The organism is Acinetobacter sp. TUM15071, assembly GCF_008980925.1.
Classification (GTDB): Bacteria; Pseudomonadota; Gammaproteobacteria; order Pseudomonadales; family Moraxellaceae; genus Acinetobacter; species Acinetobacter dispersus.
Genome location: NZ_BKGB01000006.1, coordinates 159,137 through 182,998 on the forward strand (window position 1 = coordinate 159,137; position 23,862 = coordinate 182,998).

General features: G+C 42.4%; 18 protein-coding genes. 1 reads left to right on the plus strand and 17 read right to left on the minus strand.

Going from position 1 to position 23,862, the window contains the following annotated elements:
- Nucleotides 1–64 precede the first annotated feature (64 nt).
- The 16 genes from GBI66_RS07855 to GBI66_RS07930 all read right to left on the minus strand — a co-directional run bounded on the left by GBI66_RS07855 (nucleotide 65) and on the right by GBI66_RS07930 (nucleotide 20,228).
- Entirely contained in the window at nucleotides 65–589 is a 525-nt protein-coding gene (locus tag GBI66_RS07855) for a pilin (protein ID WP_151715698.1), read from the minus strand.
- Between the two features lie 421 nt (nucleotides 590–1,010).
- On the minus strand, nucleotides 1,011–1,571 hold the full coding sequence (locus GBI66_RS07860) for a TPM domain-containing protein (protein ID WP_151715699.1): 561 nt from the start codon (nucleotides 1,569–1,571) through the stop codon (nucleotides 1,011–1,013).
- The gene (locus GBI66_RS07865; protein WP_151715700.1) at nucleotides 1,565–2,635 is read right to left on the minus strand and encodes a YgcG family protein; all 1,071 of its coding nucleotides are present in this window, start codon (nucleotides 2,633–2,635) and stop codon (nucleotides 1,565–1,567) included. Before GBI66_RS07865 ends, GBI66_RS07860 begins: the two co-directional genes overlap by 7 nt.
- Nucleotides 2,636–2,671: 36 nt before the next feature.
- Nucleotides 2,672–3,262, minus strand: a complete 591-nt coding sequence (locus tag GBI66_RS07870) for a LemA family protein (protein ID WP_005147322.1) — start codon at nucleotides 3,260–3,262, stop codon at nucleotides 2,672–2,674.
- A 171-nt stretch (nucleotides 3,263–3,433) separates the two neighbouring features.
- The gene (locus GBI66_RS07875) at nucleotides 3,434–4,324 is read right to left on the minus strand and encodes a metal-dependent hydrolase (protein WP_151715701.1); all 891 of its coding nucleotides are present in this window, start codon (nucleotides 4,322–4,324) and stop codon (nucleotides 3,434–3,436) included.
- Between the two features lie 114 nt (nucleotides 4,325–4,438).
- The gene (locus GBI66_RS07880; protein WP_151715702.1) at nucleotides 4,439–5,848 is read right to left on the minus strand and encodes an MFS transporter; all 1,410 of its coding nucleotides are present in this window, start codon (nucleotides 5,846–5,848) and stop codon (nucleotides 4,439–4,441) included.
- A 204-nt stretch (nucleotides 5,849–6,052) separates the two neighbouring features.
- Complete coding sequence (locus GBI66_RS07885) at nucleotides 6,053–7,474, minus strand: glutamate synthase subunit beta (protein WP_005185515.1); 1,422 nt, start codon at nucleotides 7,472–7,474, stop codon at nucleotides 6,053–6,055.
- Nucleotides 7,475–7,545: 71 nt separating this feature from the next.
- Nucleotides 7,546–12,024, minus strand: coding sequence for a glutamate synthase large subunit (gltB, locus tag GBI66_RS07890; protein WP_171494278.1), 4,479 nt, complete (start codon nucleotides 12,022–12,024; stop codon nucleotides 7,546–7,548).
- Between the two features lie 462 nt (nucleotides 12,025–12,486).
- Nucleotides 12,487–13,347 (minus strand): hypothetical protein, encoded by an 861-nt coding sequence (locus GBI66_RS07895; RefSeq protein ID WP_151715704.1) that lies wholly within the window; start codon nucleotides 13,345–13,347, stop codon nucleotides 12,487–12,489.
- 19 nt (nucleotides 13,348–13,366) lie between these two features.
- Nucleotides 13,367–14,449 (minus strand): 3-dehydroquinate synthase, encoded by a 1,083-nt coding sequence (gene aroB, locus GBI66_RS07900; RefSeq protein WP_151715705.1) that lies wholly within the window; start codon nucleotides 14,447–14,449, stop codon nucleotides 13,367–13,369.
- A 20-nt stretch (nucleotides 14,450–14,469) separates the two neighbouring features.
- Nucleotides 14,470–15,030, minus strand: coding sequence for a shikimate kinase AroK (gene aroK, locus GBI66_RS07905; RefSeq protein WP_005185528.1), 561 nt, complete (start codon nucleotides 15,028–15,030; stop codon nucleotides 14,470–14,472).
- Between the two features lie 19 nt (nucleotides 15,031–15,049).
- Entirely contained in the window at nucleotides 15,050–17,191 is a 2,142-nt protein-coding gene (pilQ, locus tag GBI66_RS07910; protein WP_171494281.1) for a type IV pilus secretin PilQ, read from the minus strand.
- Between the two features lie 61 nt (nucleotides 17,192–17,252).
- Nucleotides 17,253–17,780, minus strand: coding sequence for a pilus assembly protein PilP (locus tag GBI66_RS07915; protein WP_151715707.1), 528 nt, complete (start codon nucleotides 17,778–17,780; stop codon nucleotides 17,253–17,255).
- A gap of 2 nt (nucleotides 17,781–17,782) precedes the next feature.
- Nucleotides 17,783–18,517 carry a type 4a pilus biogenesis protein PilO gene (locus GBI66_RS07920; protein ID WP_005185536.1) on the minus strand — a complete coding sequence of 245 codons (735 nt, stop codon included), beginning with the start codon at nucleotides 18,515–18,517 and terminating at the stop codon, nucleotides 17,783–17,785.
- Nucleotides 18,514–19,170: a PilN domain-containing protein gene (locus tag GBI66_RS07925; RefSeq protein ID WP_005185537.1), complete on the minus strand. Its 657-nt coding sequence runs from the start codon at nucleotides 19,168–19,170 to the stop codon at nucleotides 18,514–18,516. Before GBI66_RS07925 ends, GBI66_RS07920 begins: the two co-directional genes overlap by 4 nt.
- On the minus strand, nucleotides 19,170–20,228 hold the full coding sequence (locus tag GBI66_RS07930; RefSeq protein ID WP_005185539.1) for a pilus assembly protein PilM: 1,059 nt from the start codon (nucleotides 20,226–20,228) through the stop codon (nucleotides 19,170–19,172). Before GBI66_RS07930 ends, GBI66_RS07925 begins: the two co-directional genes overlap by 1 nt.
- Nucleotides 20,229–20,390: 162 nt before the next feature.
- Between GBI66_RS07930 and ponA the strand changes: the two genes are divergently transcribed.
- The gene (ponA, locus tag GBI66_RS07935) at nucleotides 20,391–22,991 is read left to right on the plus strand and encodes a penicillin-binding protein PBP1a (RefSeq protein ID WP_151715708.1); all 2,601 of its coding nucleotides are present in this window, start codon (nucleotides 20,391–20,393) and stop codon (nucleotides 22,989–22,991) included.
- A 15-nt stretch (nucleotides 22,992–23,006) separates the two neighbouring features.
- Here the strand turns inward: ponA and GBI66_RS07940 are convergent, their stop codons facing one another.
- On the minus strand, nucleotides 23,007–23,825 hold the full coding sequence (locus GBI66_RS07940; protein ID WP_151715709.1) for a putative RNA methyltransferase: 819 nt from the start codon (nucleotides 23,823–23,825) through the stop codon (nucleotides 23,007–23,009).
- Between the last annotated feature and the right edge of the window lie 37 nt (nucleotides 23,826–23,862).

The following is a 23,862-nucleotide window of genomic DNA, read 5'->3' on the forward strand; positions in this document are numbered from 1 at the left end:
TATTTACGATTATTACATTCATAAAAAATCGCCCTAATTAGGGCGATTTTTTATGAATTAAGTATTAGAAGCGGCAGTTTGCAGGAACATATTTAAATGATGCAGGAACACCAATTGTACAACCCCATACTACAGGTGCCGCTTGACTTAAAGCTGATGCTGGAAGACCTGTTGTATCACTTACTGCCCCACTTCCAGGAGTTAATACGATAGGAGCTGTTAAAGTTGATGCTAATTGTCCAGCATAAGTAATAGTAATAGCACCATCACCTGCAGCAGGAGTTAATACATTAGCAACTGCTGCAATTGCAATGCTCGCTACATTTTGGCCGGCAGTATATTCATAACCATAAGAACCAGCTGGTGAGACACCCGTACCAGTATAAGCTGCAATAGCACCCGAGTTACGAGTTGCAAAAGTTTCAGCAACTGCTGTTTTTGCTGCCGCAGCCAAAGTCAAACCTTCGGTTACTTTAGTACGAATAGTATAACTTTGATAAGCTGGAATCGCGATTGCAGCCAAAATACCAATGATCGCTACAACGATCATCAATTCGATAAGAGTAAAACCCTTTTGCATTGATTTCATAACATTTCTCCAATGGATATTTTTTTATAAGCTTTTTTCAGCTATTTAGTAATTAGCATGTTTTATGCCAGTCCTTAGCTTAGCTAATTTTAGCTTAAAAAAACAGAGACTTAAAAGAAATTCACACTGTACAAAAGAAGATCAAATCAGACATTTTCAGAAAAAAAATGACAAATAACGTCATCTTTACTGCTTAATTATTCATTTTTTTAGCTAACGAATTTGACTACTTTCTACTTGTATGTAAATTGAGCGACTCAATTCACAGAAAATTTATTTTTATTTATTGATATTTTTTTTACCATTCATCGGAATGACGATATAAAGTATGCAATAGAAAATTACATACAGATCGTTCTGCACATTAATAGATTTTAGAAAAAACAACAAGCAATTTTTGTAAACAGCTGACGGAGCAAACTTAATTTAAAATAATCGGCTCATTGGGTAATTCATTTTGGTCATCAAACTCAGTTTTCACATAATACTGATCTAACACTTGCCCAATTTCCGTAACCCCATTATTCACTGCGTGTAGATACTGCTTTTGGGCCAATTGCAGCACGATACGCTGACAAATCTCATTCCATGTTTCAGTAGGTGTGGCATTTTTTAAACCACGATCAATCACAATCTCAACTTTGCGCTCACATAGATTGAGATAGAGCAGTACACCACTATTCAATTCCGTATCCCAAACACCCAGTTCAGCAAACAGTTGCTGCGCACGTAAGCGTGTAGTTTGATGGTAGGCTTGTGAACAGGGAATATGCCCTTCGATCACCACCTGTATTTCCCCTACATGACCTTTTTCAGCTTGCTGTACGGCTTTGGCAATCTCGGTACGATCCTGTTTACTAAAATAACGATGTGCTGAAGAGACATAGAGAAAGTGTTTAAACCAGCGCTTTAAACTCGGTTGCACATGCTCATCTAGTTTAGGCTGAGTAATAATCTGTGTTGTATCCGTCTTGGTTACCATGAGCCTGATGCTCCTCCCCCGCCAAAGCTACCACCGCCGCCGCTATAACCACCGCCACTGCCGCCGCCAAAACCACCACCACCGCCTCCGCGGCCGCCACCAGACAAGAACATCTGGAAGATCAGCTGTGCGAGTGAAGTGATCAATAAAAAGAAGATCCCAACGCCAAGCAGCAAGCTCATCACTAGCCCAGCACCATTGACCAAGCCTGCAGCTGTAGCAGCTACTGCCGCAGTCGAAGCACTTAAACGATTACCGACAATAAATGAACCTACGACACCTGCAACCAAGATAAACAGAGCCATAGTTAACGTGTTGTCTTTGGCTTGCTGTGCCTGCAAGGCTTGCTCATGGCGGTCTTTAAGTTCTTGAGCAGCTTGTTGTGCAATCTCAGGGTCTAAATTCACAATACGGGTAATTTCATCTAACCCCGCTGAAATCCCTTGTGCATACTGCCCCTGTTTAAAATAAGGGGTGATCTGATTTCGAATAATCCGACTCAAGACTAAATCTGGAAGCACACCTTCTAAGCCATAACCCGTCAGGATTTGAATATTGCGATCATTCACCGCAATCGCAATCAACAAACCATTATCACGCTTTGCTGAGCCAAGCTGCCATTTTTCACCAGTTCTCAAGGCAAAATCAAAAATCGCTTCTTGACCTGTTGTTGGCACAATAATTACACCAACTTGTGCTTTGCCTTGTTGATAGAGACTGAGAATTTTCTGATCGAGCTGTTGAGTTTCAGCATCACTCAAAATTTTGGCTTGATCAATAATCGGTTGGTTTAAGGTTGGCAAACCTCGGATCGACTCACCCTCAGCCATGTCATTGGCCACTTGTGGTAAGGCAGGTGTTTCAGCATTTGCCGTAGCTGGTACAGTAGTCGCTTTATTCTTTTGCTGTTCTTGAATGATTTTACCCGCAACCACCAAATCACTTTGATCTGTTGCTGTCGCGACTTCAGCCCAAACCGTATGTTGGAACAATAGTGTTGCAAAAACGATGGTTAAAACAGGCAAGATTCTCTGCTTTAAGCTTTGCTTAAACACATTCAACATACGGTGACTCCTCACAGTTCGAAACAATTTCAGATATTAATTAAATGAAACTGTTGGAGCTTGCTGTGCAGACTGTTCCGCTTTAAAGTTTTCTTTGGTTTTCATGCCAATCACTTTCGCAGTCAAGGCTTGAGGGAATTGACGCACATAACCGTTGTAATCTTGAACCGTGGTAATATAACGATTACGCGCAACCGCGATACGGTTTTCAGTACCCTCTAACTGCGCTTGAAGATCACGGAATTGTTCGTTGGCTTTTAAGTCAGGATAATTTTCTGAAACAGCGATTAAACGTGATAAGGCGCCCGTCAGTTGGCTTTGTGCCTGTTGATACTTCTCGAAAAGTGCTGGATCTTCCAACACTTCTTTATCAACTTTTAAACCAGCCACATTTGAACGTGCCTGAGTAACTTCAACCAAGACTTGCTCTTCGTGTTTCGCATAGCCTTTCACCACATTCACCAAGTTTGGAACAAGGTCTGCACGGCGTTGATACTGGTTTTGAACTTCAGACCAAGAAGCATTGACAGCTTCGTCCTTCACTTGCAGCGTGTTATAACCACAGCCCGTGAACAATAAGCTGCTTGCCAATACAGTTGCTAATGCGGTTTGTTTGATGATTTTCATAAAAACGTACCCTCAGGTTTTTCTTTATATTTTTGCGATAATTCATTGTAATGAGATTTTTTGTCAGCTGTGTAACATTTATTAAAGTTAATATATTTGTATTTAAATAAAAAAGGCATTACTCAATCATCATGAAGTAATGCCGTGCTAAGCAAATTTTATTAAAGTGAGTTAGCTATAGATTTTAGATGCAGTCTCTTCTTGAAAGCTCGCCATCCCATATTCATTTGCCATACGGGCTTTCCAGTAATTCACTAACTGCGTGTAATCATGTTTAGCAGGATGGAAATCGGCTTGATAATAAGATAAATATTCAGGAATTAATTGTAGTAGCATTTTACCCAGTAAATAGCCACCGAATAGGTTGCCTCCGAGTTTCGGGATACTTTTCCATTTATCTTGCCAAATCAAACGTGAGGTTGCATATAAGGTTAAGCTCGCAAAACCTGTGGTCACACTCCGCATCAGTAAACGACGAATACGATCATCCCCATAAACCGCTTGATAAACATCAAATGCTACCGAACGATGTTCAATTTCCTCAATCGCATGCCACACCCACAGTTTCATCGCATCATCATCTAAAGTGCTCAGGATTTCTGGGTGTTTTAAAATATAGCCGCCTAACATTGCAGTAAAATGCTCAAAGGCACACGTCAAAGCCAGCTGTAATTTCGGATGAATATTTCGAAGCGCATCATCTCGCTTTGCTAACCATGCTTGAAAACGATCTAAGTTATAGTCTTCTCGTCGCCAAGCATCATTAAATTCAGTATGCGCTTTAGAGTGCATCGCTTCCTGGCCAATAAATGCTGCGATTTGCGCCTGTAGCTGAGGGTCTTGTACTTTATCTCTGACGTTGCGAACACTATTCACAAAATACTGTTCACCAATCGGGAAGGTCGAAGAAAGTGCTGTGAGTAAATGTGACATCACAGGAGAGTTGGCAAAATAATGGCGTTTAATTCTGTTTGGATTAAACTGCAACCGACGCACTGTGATCCCGAGTGCTTTCGGACGATTTAAATAAGTTTTTTCCACACTCGCATTTGCAAGAGTCATGTTGATTACCTGCATTCTTTCCTAGACTGAGTTCGAGTATTACGCTGGGAAAATGGCAAAGACAGGGCAAAAAAGCTTATAAAGTTTGCCAAAACTACCAAAATGATGACTGGTCTAGGCCGATGAAATCGGTGCGGTACATTCTTCTGGTTTAATTTTTCTCAGGCTCAGCATAGCTGCAAGAAACAGTCCGCCCATAATCACAACCACACTATGGAAAGCGAATAACTGGGCTTGCGCCATAGAATAATGCAGTGTTTCAACGCCCCATTGAATAATAAATGCCGTCAAGGTCCCCAATACTGCAATGCCAAAGGTCAGGCCAAGCTGCCTGAGCATATTTAATATTGCCGCGGCAAAGCTTGCATCTGCCTGCGATACCGAATGTAGACTCAAGGTACTGGAGCTCGGGACAATCAAGCCAATACCTGCCCCCATCATGCCACTTAAGCCAATAAATAGCAGATAAGATGAACTGCTTTGGAAGCTGATCATTGCGATTAACGCCGTTCCCGAAATGAGCAATCCCATTCTAAGTAACGGTAACACACCATAGCGTTGCTGTAACCGACCAAAGCAAATGGAAACCACCGCCTGCATCAGAAATTGTGGGGCAATCAGCCAACCCGCTTGGGCCGCACTTAAATGAACTTGTTCCTGATAAAAGAGTGCAAAGACAAATAAGGAACTATAGCCTGCAAATCCCAATAGAAAAGAGATCAGATTGAAATGTAAAAAAATGCGGTTATGGAATAAATGTCGTGGAATCAGTGGATGCAACGTATGGTTTTGATGCCGAATAAAAATCAGCGCAAAAACTATCGAAAGCAGGAAACTAAAAACAATCAAATAACCCATATGCACTTGCTGAACCATGATAATGCTATAGGTCAAGGTAGCAATTGCAATCACACTATAAATCAATCCCAAATAATCAAAACTGATTTTTTGCTGATATTGATCGTTGGCAATGCCTTTGCAACCTAAATATAACGCTAACATTCCAACAGGCAAGTTTAGCCAGAAAATACTTTGCCAACCTAAATAATGCACCATTAAACCACCCATCAATGGCCCGACAATCAAGGCAAAAGCACTGAATGAACTCCAGTTGCCAATTTCCCGTGCTTTACGATCCAGCTGCGTAAAATGATGCACGATGATTGCCAAAGTCAAAGGAATCAGCATCGCGCCTGCAATGCCTTGAACCACTCGACCAACAATCAATAAGTTAAAATCTGGAGCAGCAGCACAGATTACAGAGCCAAAAATAAATATTGCAACACCCATCAACCATAGGCGTTTACGTCCTAAGCTCTGACTTAAAGCACCCACTGCTAGCATTAAACTCGACATACTCAGTGCATAGCTATCAATCACCCACTGTAAATCAGAGAGATGGCTATTGAACTGAGTTTGAATTGCGGTTAAAGCCAAATTCACACTGCTCAGATCGACCAAACAGAGAAAAGTACTGGTATAGAGTGCCGCGATTAATAATCTGTCGTTGAGTTTTGATGTCATAAGTTTCTCTAATTATTTTAACAACTGATAATCATTATCAATAATAGGATAGCAATTTATTGACCATTTGTTAAAGTTTTTCAGTCATCCACAGCATGAAGTGAATGCTGAACATCAATAGAGCTGATGCAAGCGATTTAATTTTATAAAAAAATGCCCAAGCACTTGGCTTGGGCATTTAAAACTTAAATACTGAAAGAGAGCTTACACGCCAAGGTAGTCCAAAATGCCTTCAGCTGCTTGGCGACCTTCCCAGATTGCAGTCACAACCAAGTCAGAACCACGTACCATATCGCCACCTGCAAAGATTTTTGGATTCGAGGTCTGGAATTTGAACTCTTGTTGTTCAGCCGCGACCACACGACCTGAACCATCCAGTCCGACATTTGCAGTGCTAAACCAATCTGCTGGACTTGGACGGAAACCAAATGCAAGTAATACTGCATCTGCTGGCAACACTTCCTCAGAACCTGGGATTGGTTCAGGGCTACGACGACCACGACTGTCAGGTGCACCCATTTGTGTGGTTACAACCTTAACGCCAGTCACTTTGCCATTTTCACCAACGATCTCAATTGGCTGACGGTTGAACAGGAATTTGACACCCTCTTCATAAGCATTCTTCACTTCACGTGCAGAACCAGGCATGTTGCTTTCATCACGGCGGTAAGCACAGGTCACGTCATGCGCACCTTGACGTAATGAAGTACGGTTACAGTCCATCGCGGTATCACCACCACCTAGAACAATGACTTTTTTACCGTCTAGATTGATGTATTCGCTTGGATCTTTTTCCCAACCTTGGCAACGATTCACATTAGCAATCAAGAAATCTAATGCATCATGTACACCATTGAGATCTTCACCCGGGAAACCACCTTTCATATAGGTATAAGTTCCCATCCCCATAAATACGGCATCGTATTCAGTCAGAAGTTGCTCAATGGTGACATCAACACCAATCTCGGTATTTAAACGGAACTCAATACCCATTCCTGTGAAGATTTCGCGACGACGTTTCATCACATCTTTTTCCATTTTAAATTCTGGAATACCAAATGTGAGAAGGCCACCGATTTCAGGACGTTTATCAAACACCACTGGTTTTACGCCACCACGTGCAAGAATATCAGCACAGCCTAAGCCTGCTGGGCCTGCACCAATAATCGCAACTTTTTTGTCAGTCCATTTAACGCCAGACATATCTGGGCGCCAGCCTAATGCAAAAGCCGTATCGTTAATATATTTTTCAGCATTACCAATGGTCACCGCACCAAAACCATCGTTTAAGGTACAAGCACCTTCACACAAACGGTCTTGTGGACAAACGCGACCACATACTTCTGGCAAGGTGTTGGTTTGGTGGCAAAGTTCAGCTGCTTGGAAAATTTGACCTTCTGCAATCAGCTTTAACCAGTTTGGAATGTAGTTATGTACAGGACATTTCCATTCACAATACGGGTTACCACAGCCTAAACAACGGTGGGTCTGATTCGCAGCCACTTCCGCAGTAAAAGGTTTATAAATTTCCACAAACTCTGCCTTGCGGACAGTAATATCTTTTTTCTCTGGATCTTGGCGTGCTACATCCAGAAATTGAAAGTCATTATTCAGGCGCTCTGCCATGTCTCTCTCCGTGGGTAGGCGCAGCGATGTCCCTCATCTCTGCACCTGCCTATGTCTATGCAGTCGTGGAATTATTGTGGATCGGCTTGGGTTGTTTTCAAAAGCGTTTGCAAATTAGCAGCTTTTGGTTTTACCAGCCAGAACTTACGACTATAGAAGTCGAACTCATTACGGATCTTGTAGGCCCAAGCACTACCCGTCTCTTGAATATGTTCATCAAGAATACGCAGTAAGTTTTCTTTGTGGTCTTCCATCGCTTCTGTAGAGATACGATTTAGATCAATAAGTTCGTGGTTATAGTAGTCAACAAAGTCATTATCAAGGTCGAGTACATAAGCAAAACCACCAGTCATGCCTGCACCGAAGTTATGACCGACTTTACCAAGTACTGTCACCACACCGCCTGTCATATATTCACAACAGTGGTCGCCTGCACCTTCAATCACGGCAAATGCGCCAGAGTTACGAACCGCAAAACGCTCGCCCGCAGTTCCCGCCGCAAAGACTTTACCGCCAGTCGCACCATATAAACAGGTGTTACCAATAATCGCTGTATTTTGCGTTTGGAATGGTGAACCCTTTGGTGGGAAAATCGATACTCGACCACCCGCCATACCTTTACCGACATAGTCGTTGGCATCACCTTCCAGTTTGATATGCAAACCACCTGCATTCCAAACACCAAGCGACTGACCTGCTGTACCAACAAGGTTCATTACCACTGGGCTGTTTTCCATACCCAAGTTGCCATAACGACGCGCAATTTCACCTGAGATACGCGCACCAATCGAACGATCACAGTTACCTACTGTGAAGTTGAATGAGCCGCCAGCACCTGCTTCAATTGCCGGTAACATCTCTGCCACCATTTTCTCCGCCAACACACCTTTATCGAATGGTGCATTGCCTTGAACTTGGCAATATTGTGCCTTGCCTTCAGCAGCAGGATGCGAAGTTAATAACGCACTAAGGTCAAGATGCGCGTGCTTGTCTGTTTCACCTGGTAAAACTTCAAGTAGATCGACACGACCAATCAAATCTTTCAATGATGCAACACCAAGTGCAGCTAACCATTCACGTGTCTCTTCAGCAATAAACTTGAAGAAATTGATCAGCATTTCTGGCTCGCCAATATAATGCTCTTGACGTAAATGGTCTTGTTGCGTTGCAACACCGGTCGCACAGTTATTCAAATGGCAAATACGCAGGTATTTACAGCCTAAAGCAATCATTGGTGTTGAACCAAAACCAAAGCTTTCAGCACCTAAAATTGCGGCTTTCACCACGTCTAAACCTGTTTTCAAACCACCATCCGTTTGAACACGGACTTTACCACGCAAATCGTTCACACGAAGCGCCTGATGTGCTTCACTTAAACCGAGTTCCCATGGCGAACCTGCATGGTGAATCGATGAAAGTGGAGATGCTGCTGTACCACCGTCATAACCAGAAATGGTAATGAAGTCTGCATACGCTTTTGCCACACCTGCCGCAATCGTTCCAACACCAGGCTCAGAGACCAATTTCACCGATACCATCGCCTGAGGGTTGACTTGTTTCAAGTCAAAGATCAATTGCGATAAATCTTCGATCGAATAAATATCGTGGTGTGGCGGTGGCGAAATTAGTGTTACACCCGGCACTGAGTAACGTAAACGCGCAATTAAGCCATTCACTTTACCACCTGGTAACTGACCACCCTCACCTGGTTTTGCACCCTGTGCAACTTTAATCTGCAACACTTCAGCAGAGGTTAAGTACGCAGGAGTTACACCAAAGCGACCTGATGCAATCTGTTTGATTTTCGAGTTACGAATTGTGCCATAACGCGCAGGATCTTCACCACCCTCACCCGAGTTTGAACGGCCGCCAATAGTATTCATGGCAATCGCAATTGCTTCATGCGCCTCTGGTGATAATGCACCTAAAGACATGCCCGCAGAGTCAAAGCGTGGAAGAATATCTTCAATCGTTTCAACTTGATCTAATGCAATCGAATTTGTGGTTTTTAACTTAAATAAGTCACGGATCGTTGCAACAGGACGGTTATTCACCAGTTCTGCATATTCTTTAAAGTCAACGTATTGGCCAGAACGCACCGCTTTGTGCAATGAATTGATCACGTCAGGGTTGAACGCGTGATACTCTTTACCAAATACGAATTTAAGCAAACCACCTTGATCAATCGGTTTACGATGCTGCCAAGCCGTGGTTGCTAGTTTTTTCTGATCTTTCTCTAAGTCTGCAAATGTTGCACCTTGAATACGGCTTGGTACACCAAGGAAACATTTATCCACCACTTCAGATGATAGACCCACCGCTTCGAATAACTGACCACCGCGATAAGAAGCAACCGTAGAGATACCCATTTTAGAAAGGACTTTGAGTAAGCCTTTTTCCATCCCTTTACGGAAGTTTGCTTGGGCCTGAATTGGATCACCCAATAGCTCGCCTTTTGCAACCAAATCATTGATCACATCATAAGCAAGATATGGGTAAACTGCTGTCGCACCAAAGCCAAGCAATACTGCAAATTGATGAGGGTCACGTGCAAAGCCAGTTTCAACTAAAATGTTCGCATCGGTACGCAAACCCGTTTTAATCAAATGATGGTGTACCGCACCTGTTGCCAATGCTGCGTTTGCAGGCAAAAAACCTTCGCGGAAATTTTTATCCGTTAATACGATTAAGGTTTTACCATCACGTACAGCCTGTGCTGATTCTTCACAGATACGTGCGATTGCTGCTTGCAACCCTTCAGCTTCGACATAGTTCAAATCAATATCTATAACGCCATAACCTTCACGCTCTTTTTCAACATCGCGAAGCTGCTGCATTTTTGAATTAGACAATACAGGGCTTGAAATGATGATACGGTCTGCATGCTCTGGACCTTGCTCGAACACATTCTGTTCGCGGCCCAAACATGTTTCCAATGACATCACAATCGATTCACGTAATGGATCGATTGGTGGATTGGTCACTTGTGCAAACTGCTGACGGAAGTAGTCAGAAACATGGCGTACTTGACGAGACAATACTGCCATTGGCGTATCATCACCCATCGAGCCGACTGCTTCTTGGCCACTTTCTGCGATTGGACGTAACAGTTGATCGCGCTCTTCAAATGTCACCATAAACATTTTCTGAGCTGCTTTTAATGCATCGCCAGTTAAGCCTTGATCAACCAGTTGTTCTTCAAGCTGTGGATTAGCTTGTAAACGAATCGCATGATCACGTAACCATTCACGATATGGACGCATATTTTTTAAGTGATTGCTGACATCTTTAGTCTCAAGCACTTTGCCTGTTAAAGTATCAATCACTAAAATTTGACCTGGACCAACGCGGCCTTTAGACACCACATCTTCAGGTTCATAGCCCCATACACCAATCTCAGATGCAAGCGTGATGTAATCATTCTTGGTGATCACCCAACGTGCTGGACGTAAACCATTACGGTCAAGCATACAGATCGCATGACGACCATCTTGAATCACGAGTCCTGCTGGACCATCCCACGCTTCCATATGCTTAGAGTTAAACTCGTAGAAAGCACGTAAGTCAGCATCTAAAGTCTCAACGTTTTGCCATGCTGGTGGAACCAACATACGTAGTGCACGGAACAGGTCCATACCACCACCAACCAAGATCTCAAGCATGTTATCCAAGCTTGATGAATCCGAACCAGTACGGTTCACAATTGGATTTAACTCCGTTAAACCTGGTAGTAATGGGTTTTCAAATTTTGGTGTACGTGCCAAAGCCCAGTTACGGTTTGCAGTAATGGTGTTGATTTCACCATTGTGTGCAAGATAACGGAATGGCTGTGCCAATGGCCAACGTGGCAAGGTATTGGTTGAGAAGCGTTGATGGAAGACCACGATATGTGATTTTAAACGCTCATCAGCCAAATCGGTATAGAAGTCAGCAATGGCCGCTGGCATCATCAAACCTTTATAGGTGATAACAGTCGTTGCTAAAGTCGTCACATAAAAAAGTGGATCATTTTGTAATAATTGTTCCGCACGACGGCGTGCCAAGAAGAGTTTACGGTTAAACTCAACCTCAGTTAGACCCATTGGGCAGTTGACAAGAATTTGTTCAAATGCAGGCAATGATTGCAGCGCAATTTCACCTAAAGCATCATTATTGGTTGGAACAACACGCCATGCTGCAACAGTCAGACCTGCAGCTTCAACTTCTTTATTTAGAATGTTTTTTGCATTTTGAGCTAAAGCAGGATCAATATTTAGAAATACCGTACCAGCAGCAAAAATCTCGGTCAGATTCGTACCTAACTTTTGAGCTTCATCACGGAAAAATTGTTTTGGCATCGCCAATAACAATCCGCACCCATCTCCCGTTTTACCATCCGCGGCAATACCACCACGGTGCGTCATGCAACTTAAACTGTGAATCGCAGTTTCGACCAGATGATGGCTTGATTCACCCTTCATATGGGCAATCAGACCAAAACCACAGTTATCCTTAAACTCATCAGGCTGATATAGACCTTGAGCGGGAGCTACAGTATTAGGCGATGGCATGTGCATAGCGTACCCTTCTTTCAACATGGCTCTTTCGAGCAACAAACAATCAATTCACTTTCTGCGATATTGCCGATCAACTCATATAAAGTTCAATGCTTCGCAAAAACATTTTTCATGGCGAATTTGCAATATACGTCTTTCCTTAACAAGAATCAGCGCATTTCACCATATAAAGTGTTTTCAGTTATTACACCTTCACCAATGTTTGTAAAGCACGAAAACTTTCCATTTCACCCAATTAATGAATCATTTAGTACAAAAAAGGGCAATGAGCAGATAAATTAGCACCACAAAAAAGCAAAAAACATGCCATAAAGATAAAAAATTACTAAATCATTAAAAAAGTTAAAATAACGTGGAATTCCAGGGAGAGGAGAGCACATTTTTGCGCATAAAAATGCACCAAAAAACATCATGGTGCTATAAAAAGAATCAAACACGCACAACAATAGTGCATTATTAGTTAAATGGGTCGCTTACTTCTCGTTTCGAAACATCTGAATTTTCTTTTATTTTTTCAACATTTGTAGGCGGTTTTGGGGCAGATTGGCTTTGTTTTACATTCACCACATTGCCTTGCGCATCACGCTGTGTGACTGTGGTCTTCACTGTCGATGGTTCCGCGGCACGTACAGCAGTACTTTGTGATGCGCTGCTTCCTATAAGCAAGCTCTCATCTACCCTCGGTAATGCTGCTGGCCTTAACTGTACTGCATAAAGCTGATTGGTTGCCGACTTCATTTCATCAGAGCCCAAATCATTGACCAATCCAGCATAGCTCGACAATTGAGTTGCCTTTGGTTGAACAGATGCTGGCAGGGCTAAATTTAATTGTGCAAATTGACGCGTCGCGTCTTCTGCACTCGAAAACATACCATAAGCCAGAACATATTGCTCAACTTGGTCTTCGCCACTCAAGCGAAAATAAACAAACTTTTTACGATCTGCACGATTCAGCAGAAAGTTTTTTACAATCGCTTCATCTGAACTACGGAAAATTTCTACAGTCCACTGGCGTTGATTTTCATTAATAAACTTAGTGCCGCGGAACTCAGGTGCGTGCTCATTAGAAACCACCACACGCGTAGTTAAATCCAATGGCTTCACTTCATCCGAAAGTGCCCCAAGATGAGCAGTTGCGGCAACCTTTTCTGGCTGAATTTGCACTTGAGTTTCGGTTTGCGATGGCTGTTGTTCTTCTACCAATGCTTTACTATCGGTAACACCCCAAAATATCAATGCAGCAATTAAACAAGCCACAGCAAAGACGAGCCAGCTATATTGTTGAATATTTTGCCAAATTGATCGTGATACAGCCATGCTTTTCCCAAATGATTAATTATGCAGATTGATTTGCAAGAATAGATTGTTTCATTAGCTCAACATCAAAATCTTTGGTAATCACTGCTTGTCCTAATTTTTTCAATAAAACCAAGCGCAGTTGACCATTTAAGACTTTTTTATCATGCGACATATAAGCCAAGAATTCATCTAATGGAATTTTGGGACATGATATCGGTAATTGAGCACGCTGAATGATATTTTTTGTACGTTGCAGGTCCTCAGCAGAGATCCAACATAAACGATGCGACAAATCAGCAGCCATAACCATACCCGTGGCAACCGCTTCACCATGTAGCCATGTGCCATAACCCAAATAGGATTCAATCGCATGACCAAAAGTATGTCCAAGGTTGAGTAATGCACGTTCACCTTGTTCTTTCTCGTCATTGGCGACAATTCGCGCTTTATGTGCACATGAACGATAAACGGCTTCTGCCAACAAGTTTGCATCACGGGCAACCAGAGCATCGATGTTGTGCTCTAACCAGACGAGGAAATCAACATCGCCCAATAGAGCATATTTAATCACTTCAGATAAGCCAGCAGAAAGCTCACGGTCAGGTAATGTCTCAAGTTGTGCCATATCAGCGAGCACGACCTGTGGTTGTTGGAAAGCTCCCAACATATTCTTACCTAAAGGATGATTAATCCCAGTCTTGCCACCAACGCTTGAATCTACTTGGGATAATAGCGTCGTAGGTACCTGTACAAAGTAGACACCACGTTGGAAACAAGCAGATGCAAACCCGGCCATATCGCCAATCACACCACCACCCAACGCTAAAACAGTACAATCACGGTTAAAACCAGCTTCCAATAAAGCATCAAAAATTAAATTCAGATGCTGAATATCTTTATACTTTTCGCCATCTGGCAAAATGCATTGTGCAACTTGCTTATCCAACTGGGTTAACGCATTCACATAATGTTCGAGATACAAGGGTGCAACGGTGGTATTGGACACCAACATTATTTGTCGGCCATGTAAATACGGTTCGAGCAATGCTTTGGGATCTAAATGACTACCAATAAAGATTGGATAACGACGATCACCTAACTCAACATGTAACGTTTGCATAAACTTAAACCAACCAGAAACTACTTAACTTGTTTAGATAAAATAACGTTCAAAATACGTTGTGCTAAATCCCGCGCTGCACCTTGATTTGTTTCAATTATATAGTGTGCAACCTCACGATATAAAGGATCTCGCATCGCCAATAAATCTCGTAATTTTTGTTCTGGATTTTCGACTTGTAATAATGGGCGATTTTTATCGCGATAGGTTCGCTGTAATTGTAGCTCTACAGGCGTATAAAGATAGATCACAATACCACGTTGTTTTAAGAATTCACGATTTTGGGGTTGCGTCACCACACCTCCACCTGTCGCCAATACCAAGAGTGAGCGAGACGTTAAGTCGTTCAATACATTGGTTTCACGCAATCGAAATCCGACTTCCCCTTCTTTTTCAAAAATCCATGGAATTGTCGCACCTGTTTTACGCTCGATTTCATGGTCGCTATCAATAAAATCTCGACCTAACAATTCTGCTAAATGCCGACCAACTGTTGTTTTCCCTGCCCCCATTGGCCCTACCAAATAGATATTTGGTAGGGTTTCAAACGCTTTGCTTGGCAACGCGCCACCTATATTCATTGCAATTATTGAAAATATATTAATGATTTCTCGTCAAAGTGTCATTAACAATTCTCGGCGTAATAAAAATAAGCAGTTCACGTTTATTATCTGTTTTCAGATCTCGACGGAATAAGCGGCCAACATAAGGCAGGTCACCTAAGAACGGCACTTTTACTTGGGAACTAATATTTTCTTGTTCAAAAATACCACCGAGAACCACGGTTTCACCATTATCCACCAAGACATTGGTGTCGATTTGGTTCTTATTGATCGTCAACTGACCTGTTGGTGTCGGTGTACTTTGTGAGTCTTTGGTAATGTTCAACTTCATCATCACCTTACCATCAGGTGTAATACTTGGGGTAACATCCAGACTTAAAGTTGCATCAATAAATTCTGTTTTAGGTACAGCATTTGCACCACCACCCGTTGAAGATGTATACGGAATTTTCTTACCTGATTCAATTTTTGCCGGTTGCTTATCCGCAGTCATCACTTTTGGTGTAGAAATCACTTCACCATAACCATCCGCTTGTACTGCAGACAGCTCTAAGTCCAACATAAAATCAGACAGGCTAATCAAACCAAAAGCGATACGACTTGCGCCAGGCGTCACTGCACCAAGGTCGACATTCAAATTATCAGGGCGCTCAATCTCGTATTTCCAGCCACCCGTATCACTATCTTTCTCAGGTTTCCGTAAATTCCACAAAGTGGTATCACTACCGCCCACCAATAAATCATTATTATTGGTAATTCCTTGCGATAAAATGCCCCATTTCACCCCCATCTCTCGGGTAAAATCAGTACTGGCACTGACAATACGTGCTTCAATCATGACTTGCTTAACAGAAACATCAAGTAGATCGACCATCTTACGAATCTGATCAATTTTTTGTGAGGTATCATTTATAATCAAAGTATTAGTTCGTGGGTCTGTTGATACAGTACCTCTGGGACTCAATAAACCTCCAGTTAAGGTATCATTACTAACACTACTAGAACCAGAGCTACCACCATTATTGGTATTTGCGTTTTTACCTTGTGTAATTAACTTCTCGATATCAGCAGCTTTTGCATAGCTTAATTGGATATATTCCGTTTGAAGTGGCGCTAGCTTCACACTCTGTGCGATTGCTTTGGCTTCTTCTTCTTCAGCCTTAATCAACTCAGAAACAGGTGCAATCCAAATCACACTGCCATTACGGCGTTTATCCAAATTTTTGGTTTTTAATACAATATCTAAGGCCTGATCCCATGGCACATCTTTTAAACGCAAAGTAATATTACCTTGCACCGTATCTGCCGCCACCATATTGATGCCAGTAAAGTCGGCAAGTAACTGTAATACGCGACGAACTTCAATATCTTGGAAATCTAAAGAGATTTTGTTACCCGTATAGGTTTGTGCCTTGGCTTTGGCTGGAGAGTTATCTATAGGGCGTTTCAGACTAATAGTGAGCTTATTCTCTGCCTGATAAGCCATATATTCATAGCTACCCGCAGATTGAATGGTAATCACGCCATTGCCTTTATCATTATAGGCATCGATGCTTGCAACAGGTGTTGCAAAATCATTGGTATTTAAGCGACGTGCTAAATGCATAGGAATTTTATTTCCCGCAGTACGCACCACAATTTTACTGCCTTGTTGTTGCACATCGACTGGTGTGTTATTGCCCAACAAATCGATCACAACCAATCCTTCACCCTGATTTCCTCTTTGGAAACCAATATTGGAAACGCCTTGTTGTACTTGACGAGTAGCTACAGATGGACTGTTAATCGCCGTTGGTTTTGCTGAATTAATTTTCAGTACAAAAGTATTCCCTTCAACACGCGTGGTAAATGCACCCGCATCTTTTAAATTTACGATGACTCGAGAGCGCTGATCATCTGATGCCACCTCGACTGAACTGGCTTCAGCAGTCGATACAGGAATCGAGTTTTTTGTTAACGTCTGCTGCGCTTTGTCAAAGTCCAAAATCAAACGAGAAGGTTGTTCTAGCTGGTAGGCCTGTGGTTGTGGTGGAAGACCATTAAACATGACACGAATCTCCGTGCCCTGATCTGCCAAACTCATTGGTACAATATTGGTCATACTCACTTGTGCCGATGCAACTTGCATCACTGCAATAGCGATTGCACCCATAGAAAATTGACGGAATGCATGATTCATGGTCTTCGCTTCCCCAAATAAAGAATCTTTAAACTGTTTTTTCATTGTTATTCCCTTAATCTTACGGTGCTGGCCCAATTAAAACGAGTGTACGAGGTCTTTCGACATAGCCTTCACGACCATCAGGTACAATCTCCACCAAATCTATTTGGGTTGGACTAATTTTAATAATACGTCCTTGGTTCATTCCCAAATAACTGCCGACTTGCACACGTTCAATTTGACCATCTGGTGTTTGAATGAGAGCTATCGTATTGCTGGTTTTACCCCGCATACTGCCCTTCATATTCAACGATTCCAGCGCATAACTTTCTAAAGGCTGCGGCTGGCGATTAAAATTCGGATAAACACGCTTACCCGCCATAATTTTTAACTCAGCCGCCAAAGAACTTGGCATAAACGGGCTTTTCAGCTGATGTGCTGAATAGTTAAACAATGGCACAGGGGTAAAGATCGGTGCTGGTTCAATCGGCAAAGGCGGTTGATTCCGAATTTCTGCCATTTTTTGATTCACGGCATCAATCCTTGAATCACACCCCACTAAACTTAACCCAACCAATAAACCAAGTAATAATTTATAGTTATTCACTACTATTTTCCTCCTTGCGCAGGTGGAGTAGTCGCTGCTTGAGTTGTTGGTGCACCCGCAGCATTATTTGTTTGTTCATCCGCACCCACATAACGATATGTTTTTGCTTTGACGGTATAATTCACCACAGGAATATCCGATTTTTTCTGCGTATCTTCTTTTGCTTCAACGGTAAAATCGTGCAAGGTTACAATACGAGGCAACGCTGCGATACCTGTAACAAAAGCACCAAAAGCATGATAATCACCAGTGGCATCAATACTGATCGGTTGCTCAATAAAGAACTCTTGCTTTACTTCATTTTCCAGACGGATATTCTTAAATTTCAGACCAGAATTGACACCCGTTAAGTTAATGTCCTCAACCAAGCTTGGAATTTCTGTTTCTTTAGGCAACTGCTCTAATTGTTGATTAAAGTTCGCTTCCATTTCTTGAAGTTGCGCTTGATATTGCTGCAAATTACGCAATTTTGAGTCTTTTTCCCGAAACTCATTCAGCAAGCTTTGCTCTTGTGCTTGTGCATTTGCAATCGATTCAAGTTGGGATTTAATCACCACAAAATAACCCAATGCAGCAACCGCCAAGAAGACGAAAATCCAGCAGGTAATTTTAACCGACAGCGGCCAACTACCGTAGTTATTCATATCCAAGGTATTAAATTGCTGGAAGAATTGCTCGACGGACATCTTCTTTTTCTTCGCAGCAACGGTGTCTTGATTCAATTCATCTTGGTTCATTTCGCCACTCCCGCTGCCACTGCTCCTGAAGCCACCTGTTCTGATGTCGGTGCAGCCTCAGCAGTTGTGCCAATCTCACCCAAATCGACAGTAACAACAAAACTTCCATAATTTTCCTCAACCCGAGGAACCAGTGAGCTTGCTGTTTTATCTTTATTTTTGTTTTCATCCACTGCCAAGAAAGAGTTCATAAAAGCGTTACGATACCAAGGCGATGCCTCTAAGTTACGTAATAGTTCAGCCACAGTGTTCGGGCTTTCAGCCTTCCCTTCAATCGTGAACTTATCGCCTGTCCGGCTAAACTTGGTTAAATACATGGTGGGTGGAGTCACTCGTACCAGCTCATCAACCAAACGTACTGTAACTGGACGTTGTCCCTGCAAGCCTTGAATCAGCTTCATTCGTTCAATGATGGCATTGCGACGTTCTTGCAGACCATCTAATGCTTTTAGTTGCGTATCTAAATTTTGGTTGGTACTGACGATCAGTTGATTGGCTTGTTCTTGATCATTCAATTTATGATCAAAATACATCCATCCAGAAAAAACCGATGCAACCCCTAATGCAGCAACCCCAACACAAAATGCGACAAACTGTTTCTTTCTTTGTTCTCTTAGCTCATCACGCCAAGGGAGTAAGTTAATCTTTGCCATTAATCAAAACTCCTCAATGCCAAACCACATGCAACCATTAAAGAGGAAGCATCATTTTCAATTTTTTTAATATCAATTTGCGGAGAAAAACCCATTTGTAGAAATGGATTGGCAATGGTGACGCGATAACCTAGTTTTTGTTGTAATAACTTGGCAAGGCCTGGAATATTGGCATTCCCGCCAGCCAACAGAATATGATCAATTTCGTTAAACTGAGAAGATGAAAAAAAGAACTGAAGTGAACGTGCAGCTTGTTGTACCACTGCATCTAAAAAGGGTTCAAGGACTTCGGTATCGTAATCATCAGGCAAGCTTCTTTCTTTTTTAGCACGCCCAGCTTCCTCAAAAGACAAGCCATAACGGCTTTGTACATCTTGGGTCAATTGGCGTCCACCAAACACTTGCTCACGTGTATAGATAATCTTACCTTTTTGCATCACAGATAAGGTGGTCATGGTATGACCTATATCCAAAATGCCAACGGTATTTGCCCCCATTGGCAGGGTATCGGCAAATACTTGGAATGCGCGTTCCATTGCATAGCTTTCAACTTCTGCAATCTTTGCGGTCAAGCCAGCAAGTTCCAGTACCTCTACACGTGTATCGACATTCTCAGTACGCGTAGCGACCAAGAGTACATTCACCCGATTGGCATTAGCCAAACGATCAGGCAAAACCTCAAAATCAAGACTTACTTCATCTAATGGGAACGGAATGTATTGCTCGGCATCCATACGAATTTGAACTTCTCGTTCTTCATCCGTCATGTCGGCATCCATTTCTATGATCTTGTTAATGACCATAGACGTCGGCACCGCAATAGCAACATTGGTGGTGTGAGGATTTGCAAGGTTAATGACTCTCTCAAGCGCATCACCCACCGCCTCTGGATTCAGTATGCTTTTTTCAACCACACTGCTTTCAGGCAATGGCATCACTGCATAGCTTTCAACCCAATATCTACCGTTCTTTACAGAGAGCTCCAATAATTTAACAGTTGTCGAACTAATATCGACACCCACTAACCCCTTATTTGGTTTACGATATAACCTGAGCACAGTACTTTCCTATTTATTTTTTTATCCCCAAAAATACAACACACTAATTTGTTTTGGTCTTTAATTGCTACGGATACAATAACTCATCTAACAATCCGCATTTCTAAAGGATATACTGACCACAATTAGTTTGCCATTCGCTCTTATTAAAACTTACTTATTATGAAAAAGCTATCCAGTTCTGGTATTGTTCGGCCATTTTTTTTGATCGTTATTATTATCTTAGTCTCACTTCCAATGGGATTTTATGGCATGTATCTCTATCTCGCACCTTCGCTGCCAGATATGAGTTCACTCAAAAAAGCGCCTTTGCAAAAACCATTGCAAGTCTATACGACAGATAATCAGCTGATTGCGGAATATGGCGGGAAATTATCGATTCCTGTTAAGTATGAACAGATCCCACCAACTTTCATTCATGGCTTCTTAGCAGCCGAAGATTCGTCCTTTTTTGAGCATAATGGCATTAGCTTTAAAGGACTCGGACGAGCGCTAACCGAATCTGTGACTGGTTCTGATGTCCAAACTGGGGGCTCAACCATTACCATGCAGGTGGCAAAGAACTATTATTTAAGTCCAGACCGAACACTTAGACGCAAACTAACTGAAGTTTTTCTGGCACGTAAAATCGAGCAGAACTTAACAAAACAAGAAATTCTGACAGCTTATGTCAATAAAATTTTCTTAGGTAAAAATGCCTATGGTATTGCAGCTGCTGCACGGGTCTATTACAACAAAAACCTGAATGAACTGACCACTGCGCAAATGGCAATGATTGCAGGTCTACCCAAAGCACCGTCCAAATACAATCCTGTTGTCAATCCAGAGCGTGCTCTTGAACGTCGTAACTGGATTTTAGGACGCATGTTACAACTGGGTTATCTCAACCAAAACCAATATCAACAAGCCGTCGCAGAACCGATCAATCTAAATATGATGGACCGATCAGTGAGCAATGTATTTCCCTATGTAGGGGAAATGGTTCGCTCAGAACTGGTCGAACACTTTGGCGAGCAAGCTGTTGACTCTGGCTATAAGGTATACACCACCATTGATAGCAACCGTCAACGTTATGCAGAGCAAGCTATTCAAGATGGTTTGGAAGCTTATGACCGTCGTCATGGCTGGCGTGGTCCTGAGGCACATGACAAACCTCTTAAGCAGTTCATCGCTTATGCCAATACTTATCCAGCACAAGTCATCAAGGTCAACAACAATTCTTTTGATGCTTTAATGCAAGATGGTTCAACAGTCACTGTTAATTGGTCTGGCATGTCATGGGTTCGCCCTTATCGCAATGCCAATAGTGTTGGCGGTGCACCATCCAATGCTTCACAAATTGTCAAAGTCAAAGATATTATCCGCCTACGTCCGAATGAAGGTAAAACGGTTTGGTCTTTGGTGCAAGTACCTAAAGTCCAAGGGCAACTGATTGCGATCAACCCAAATGATGGTGCGATCGAAGCAGTTGTAGGTGGATATAACTTCTACCAATCTAAATTCAACCGCGCAATACAAGGTTGGAGACAACCGGGTTCAACCATTAAACCCTTTGTTTATGCATTGGCGCTAGAACGTGGCATGACTCCGTATAGTATGGTCAATGATAGTCCAATCACTATTGGTAAATGGTCTCCAAGAAACTCGGATGGCCGCTACCTTGGCATGATTCCTCTACGCCGTGCGCTTTATTTATCTCGAAATACGGTGTCTGTACGTTTATTACAGAACGTTGGGATTGAACGTACTCGTCAATTGTTTATGGATTTTGGTTTACAAGAAGACCAAATCCCGCGTAACTATACCATTGCCTTAGGTACACCACAGGTACTGCCTGTACAAATGGCAACAGGTTATGCCACTTTTGCCAATGGCGGATATCGCGTGCAACCGCACTTCATTAAACGAATCGAAGATGCTTCTGGCAAAGTGATTTATGAAGCAAAACCTGACTATGCATGTATCCCATGTATTAGTAATCCAAATGCAAGCACAAAACAACAAACTGCTGAAGCAGAAAAAGATAAATCTAAAGAGCAAGTAACCGAAGTTACCAATCAGACTTTAGATGACGCGACAGCTGCTTCTGAAACGCCAATCTTGACTGCTGATGCAACACAGACAGCAAAAACAAACAGTGACTATCGCCAAGCGCAACGTATTCTAAAATCAAGTTCTGCTTACGATATGGCGAATATCCTCCGTGATGTAATTCAACATGGTACCGGTCGAGCTGCACTTAAAATTGGTCGTGATGATTTAGGCGGCAAAACAGGAACCACCAATGATGCCAAAGATGCTTGGTTCGCAGGTTTCAATGGTAACTTGGTTGCGATTGCATGGGTTGGTTTTGACCAACCGCGCACACTAGGTCGTCGTGAATATGGTGGCGTTGCCGCACTTCCGATCTGGACCAACTTTATGGGCAAATCTTTAAAAGATACGCCATCTGCTTGGGTGCGTCTGGATAAAGATGCGAAAGATCCAATCTCTCGTGACAAATTACAAATCCAGCAAAGCGAAGATAAAAAAGAATATCGTGCCTCTCCACCATTGGCACGTCCACTTTATCGCCCTGCACCTCCTGCACCTGTTCGCTCAACACAAAATGATTTTTCAGATTTACCTGGAACCACGCCAGTAACAGATGAACAACCGATTGTCCCAGCGAAAAAGCAACCACCTGCAATGGGTTCAAACTCACAGAACCCGCCACCAAAAGAAAAGGATGGGATTGAACATCTGATCAATCAAATTCAGTAAATAAAAAAGAAGCCATCACATTGATGGCTTCTTTCTTTTTTGGAACAGATAAATCTGAAAGGCGGCAGTCACTGCAAATTGCTGCGTTTGCTCAAGCACCTTACGTCGTTCAGGATTCGCTTTATACGCATAAGGCGTCATTGCAATTAAATTCCTCAAGGCAGCTTGATCCAATTGCAGTGGCGCTTCAACAATATGCGCTTGCTTTAACTCAAACTGGGCATCTAGCTGTTCTACAAATTTTTGCGGTTCATGCAAATTTACTTGCTCAAATAATGCTTCACGTAAGTCATAAAGATGTTTAGGTGCAGGTGTTGCCACAATTAAATAACCGTCATCACGCAAGACTCTAACGATTTCATCTTGTGGAATTGGACTAAATAGACTGGTACAAATGTCAATGGAATGATCTTGCACGGGTAAGGTTGCACCTGTTCCAACCACCCATATAACCTCTGCATTTAATTTTGCTGCACGCTGTACTGCTGTTTTGGCAATATCTACCCCGATACACTGCTGAGTATAAGCTTGCATGGCACTGGTGTAATAACCTTCACCACAACCAATATCTAAAATGGCTTGCGGTTTAAGTTGCTGTAGAATTTCAACCACAGCGTGCTGCAAGGGCTGATAAAAACCTGCTTGCAAAAATTCACGACGTGCCAGCACCGACTCAGGGGTATCCCCTGGACTTTTACTGTGCTTATGCTGTACCACGTGTAAATTCACATAGCCTTGTTTGGCTACATCATAGTGATGTCCTTTTTCACAACGCCAAGAATTCTCAACCAAATTCAAGGATTGGCGACAAACAGGACACATCAACAAACTCATCTATTTTCTCCAAACATAAAAAAAGCTGGTCAATACC

Coding starts and splice junctions, on each gene's coding strand:
- GBI66_RS07855 (WP_151715698.1), bottom strand. CDS start 589: ATGAAATCAATGCAAAAGGGTTTTACTCTTATCGAATTGATGATCGTT.
- GBI66_RS07860 (WP_151715699.1), bottom strand. CDS start 1,571: ATGGTAACCAAGACGGATACAACACAGATTATTACTCAGCCTAAACTA.
- GBI66_RS07865 (WP_151715700.1), bottom strand. CDS start 2,635: ATGTTGAATGTGTTTAAGCAAAGCTTAAAGCAGAGAATCTTGCCTGTT.
- GBI66_RS07870 (WP_005147322.1), bottom strand. CDS start 3,262: ATGAAAATCATCAAACAAACCGCATTAGCAACTGTATTGGCAAGCAGC.
- GBI66_RS07875 (WP_151715701.1), bottom strand. CDS start 4,324: ATGACTCTTGCAAATGCGAGTGTGGAAAAAACTTATTTAAATCGTCCG.
- GBI66_RS07880 (WP_151715702.1), bottom strand. CDS start 5,848: ATGACATCAAAACTCAACGACAGATTATTAATCGCGGCACTCTATACC.
- GBI66_RS07885 (WP_005185515.1), bottom strand. CDS start 7,474: ATGGCAGAGCGCCTGAATAATGACTTTCAATTTCTGGATGTAGCACGC.
- gltB (WP_171494278.1), bottom strand. CDS start 12,024: ATGCCATCGCCTAATACTGTAGCTCCCGCTCAAGGTCTATATCAGCCT.
- GBI66_RS07895 (WP_151715704.1), bottom strand. CDS start 13,347: ATGGCTGTATCACGATCAATTTGGCAAAATATTCAACAATATAGCTGG.
- aroB (WP_151715705.1), bottom strand. CDS start 14,449: ATGCAAACGTTACATGTTGAGTTAGGTGATCGTCGTTATCCAATCTTT.
- aroK (WP_005185528.1), bottom strand. CDS start 15,030: ATGAATATAGGTGGCGCGTTGCCAAGCAAAGCGTTTGAAACCCTACCA.
- pilQ (WP_171494281.1), bottom strand. CDS start 17,191: ATGAATCATGCATTCCGTCAATTTTCTATGGGTGCAATCGCTATTGCA.
- GBI66_RS07920 (WP_005185536.1), bottom strand. CDS start 18,517: ATGAACCAAGATGAATTGAATCAAGACACCGTTGCTGCGAAGAAAAAG.
- GBI66_RS07925 (WP_005185537.1), bottom strand. CDS start 19,170: ATGGCAAAGATTAACTTACTCCCTTGGCGTGATGAGCTAAGAGAACAA.
- ponA (WP_151715708.1), top strand. CDS start 20,391: ATGAAAAAGCTATCCAGTTCTGGTATTGTTCGGCCATTTTTTTTGATC.
- GBI66_RS07940 (WP_151715709.1), bottom strand. CDS start 23,825: ATGAGTTTGTTGATGTGTCCTGTTTGTCGCCAATCCTTGAATTTGGTT.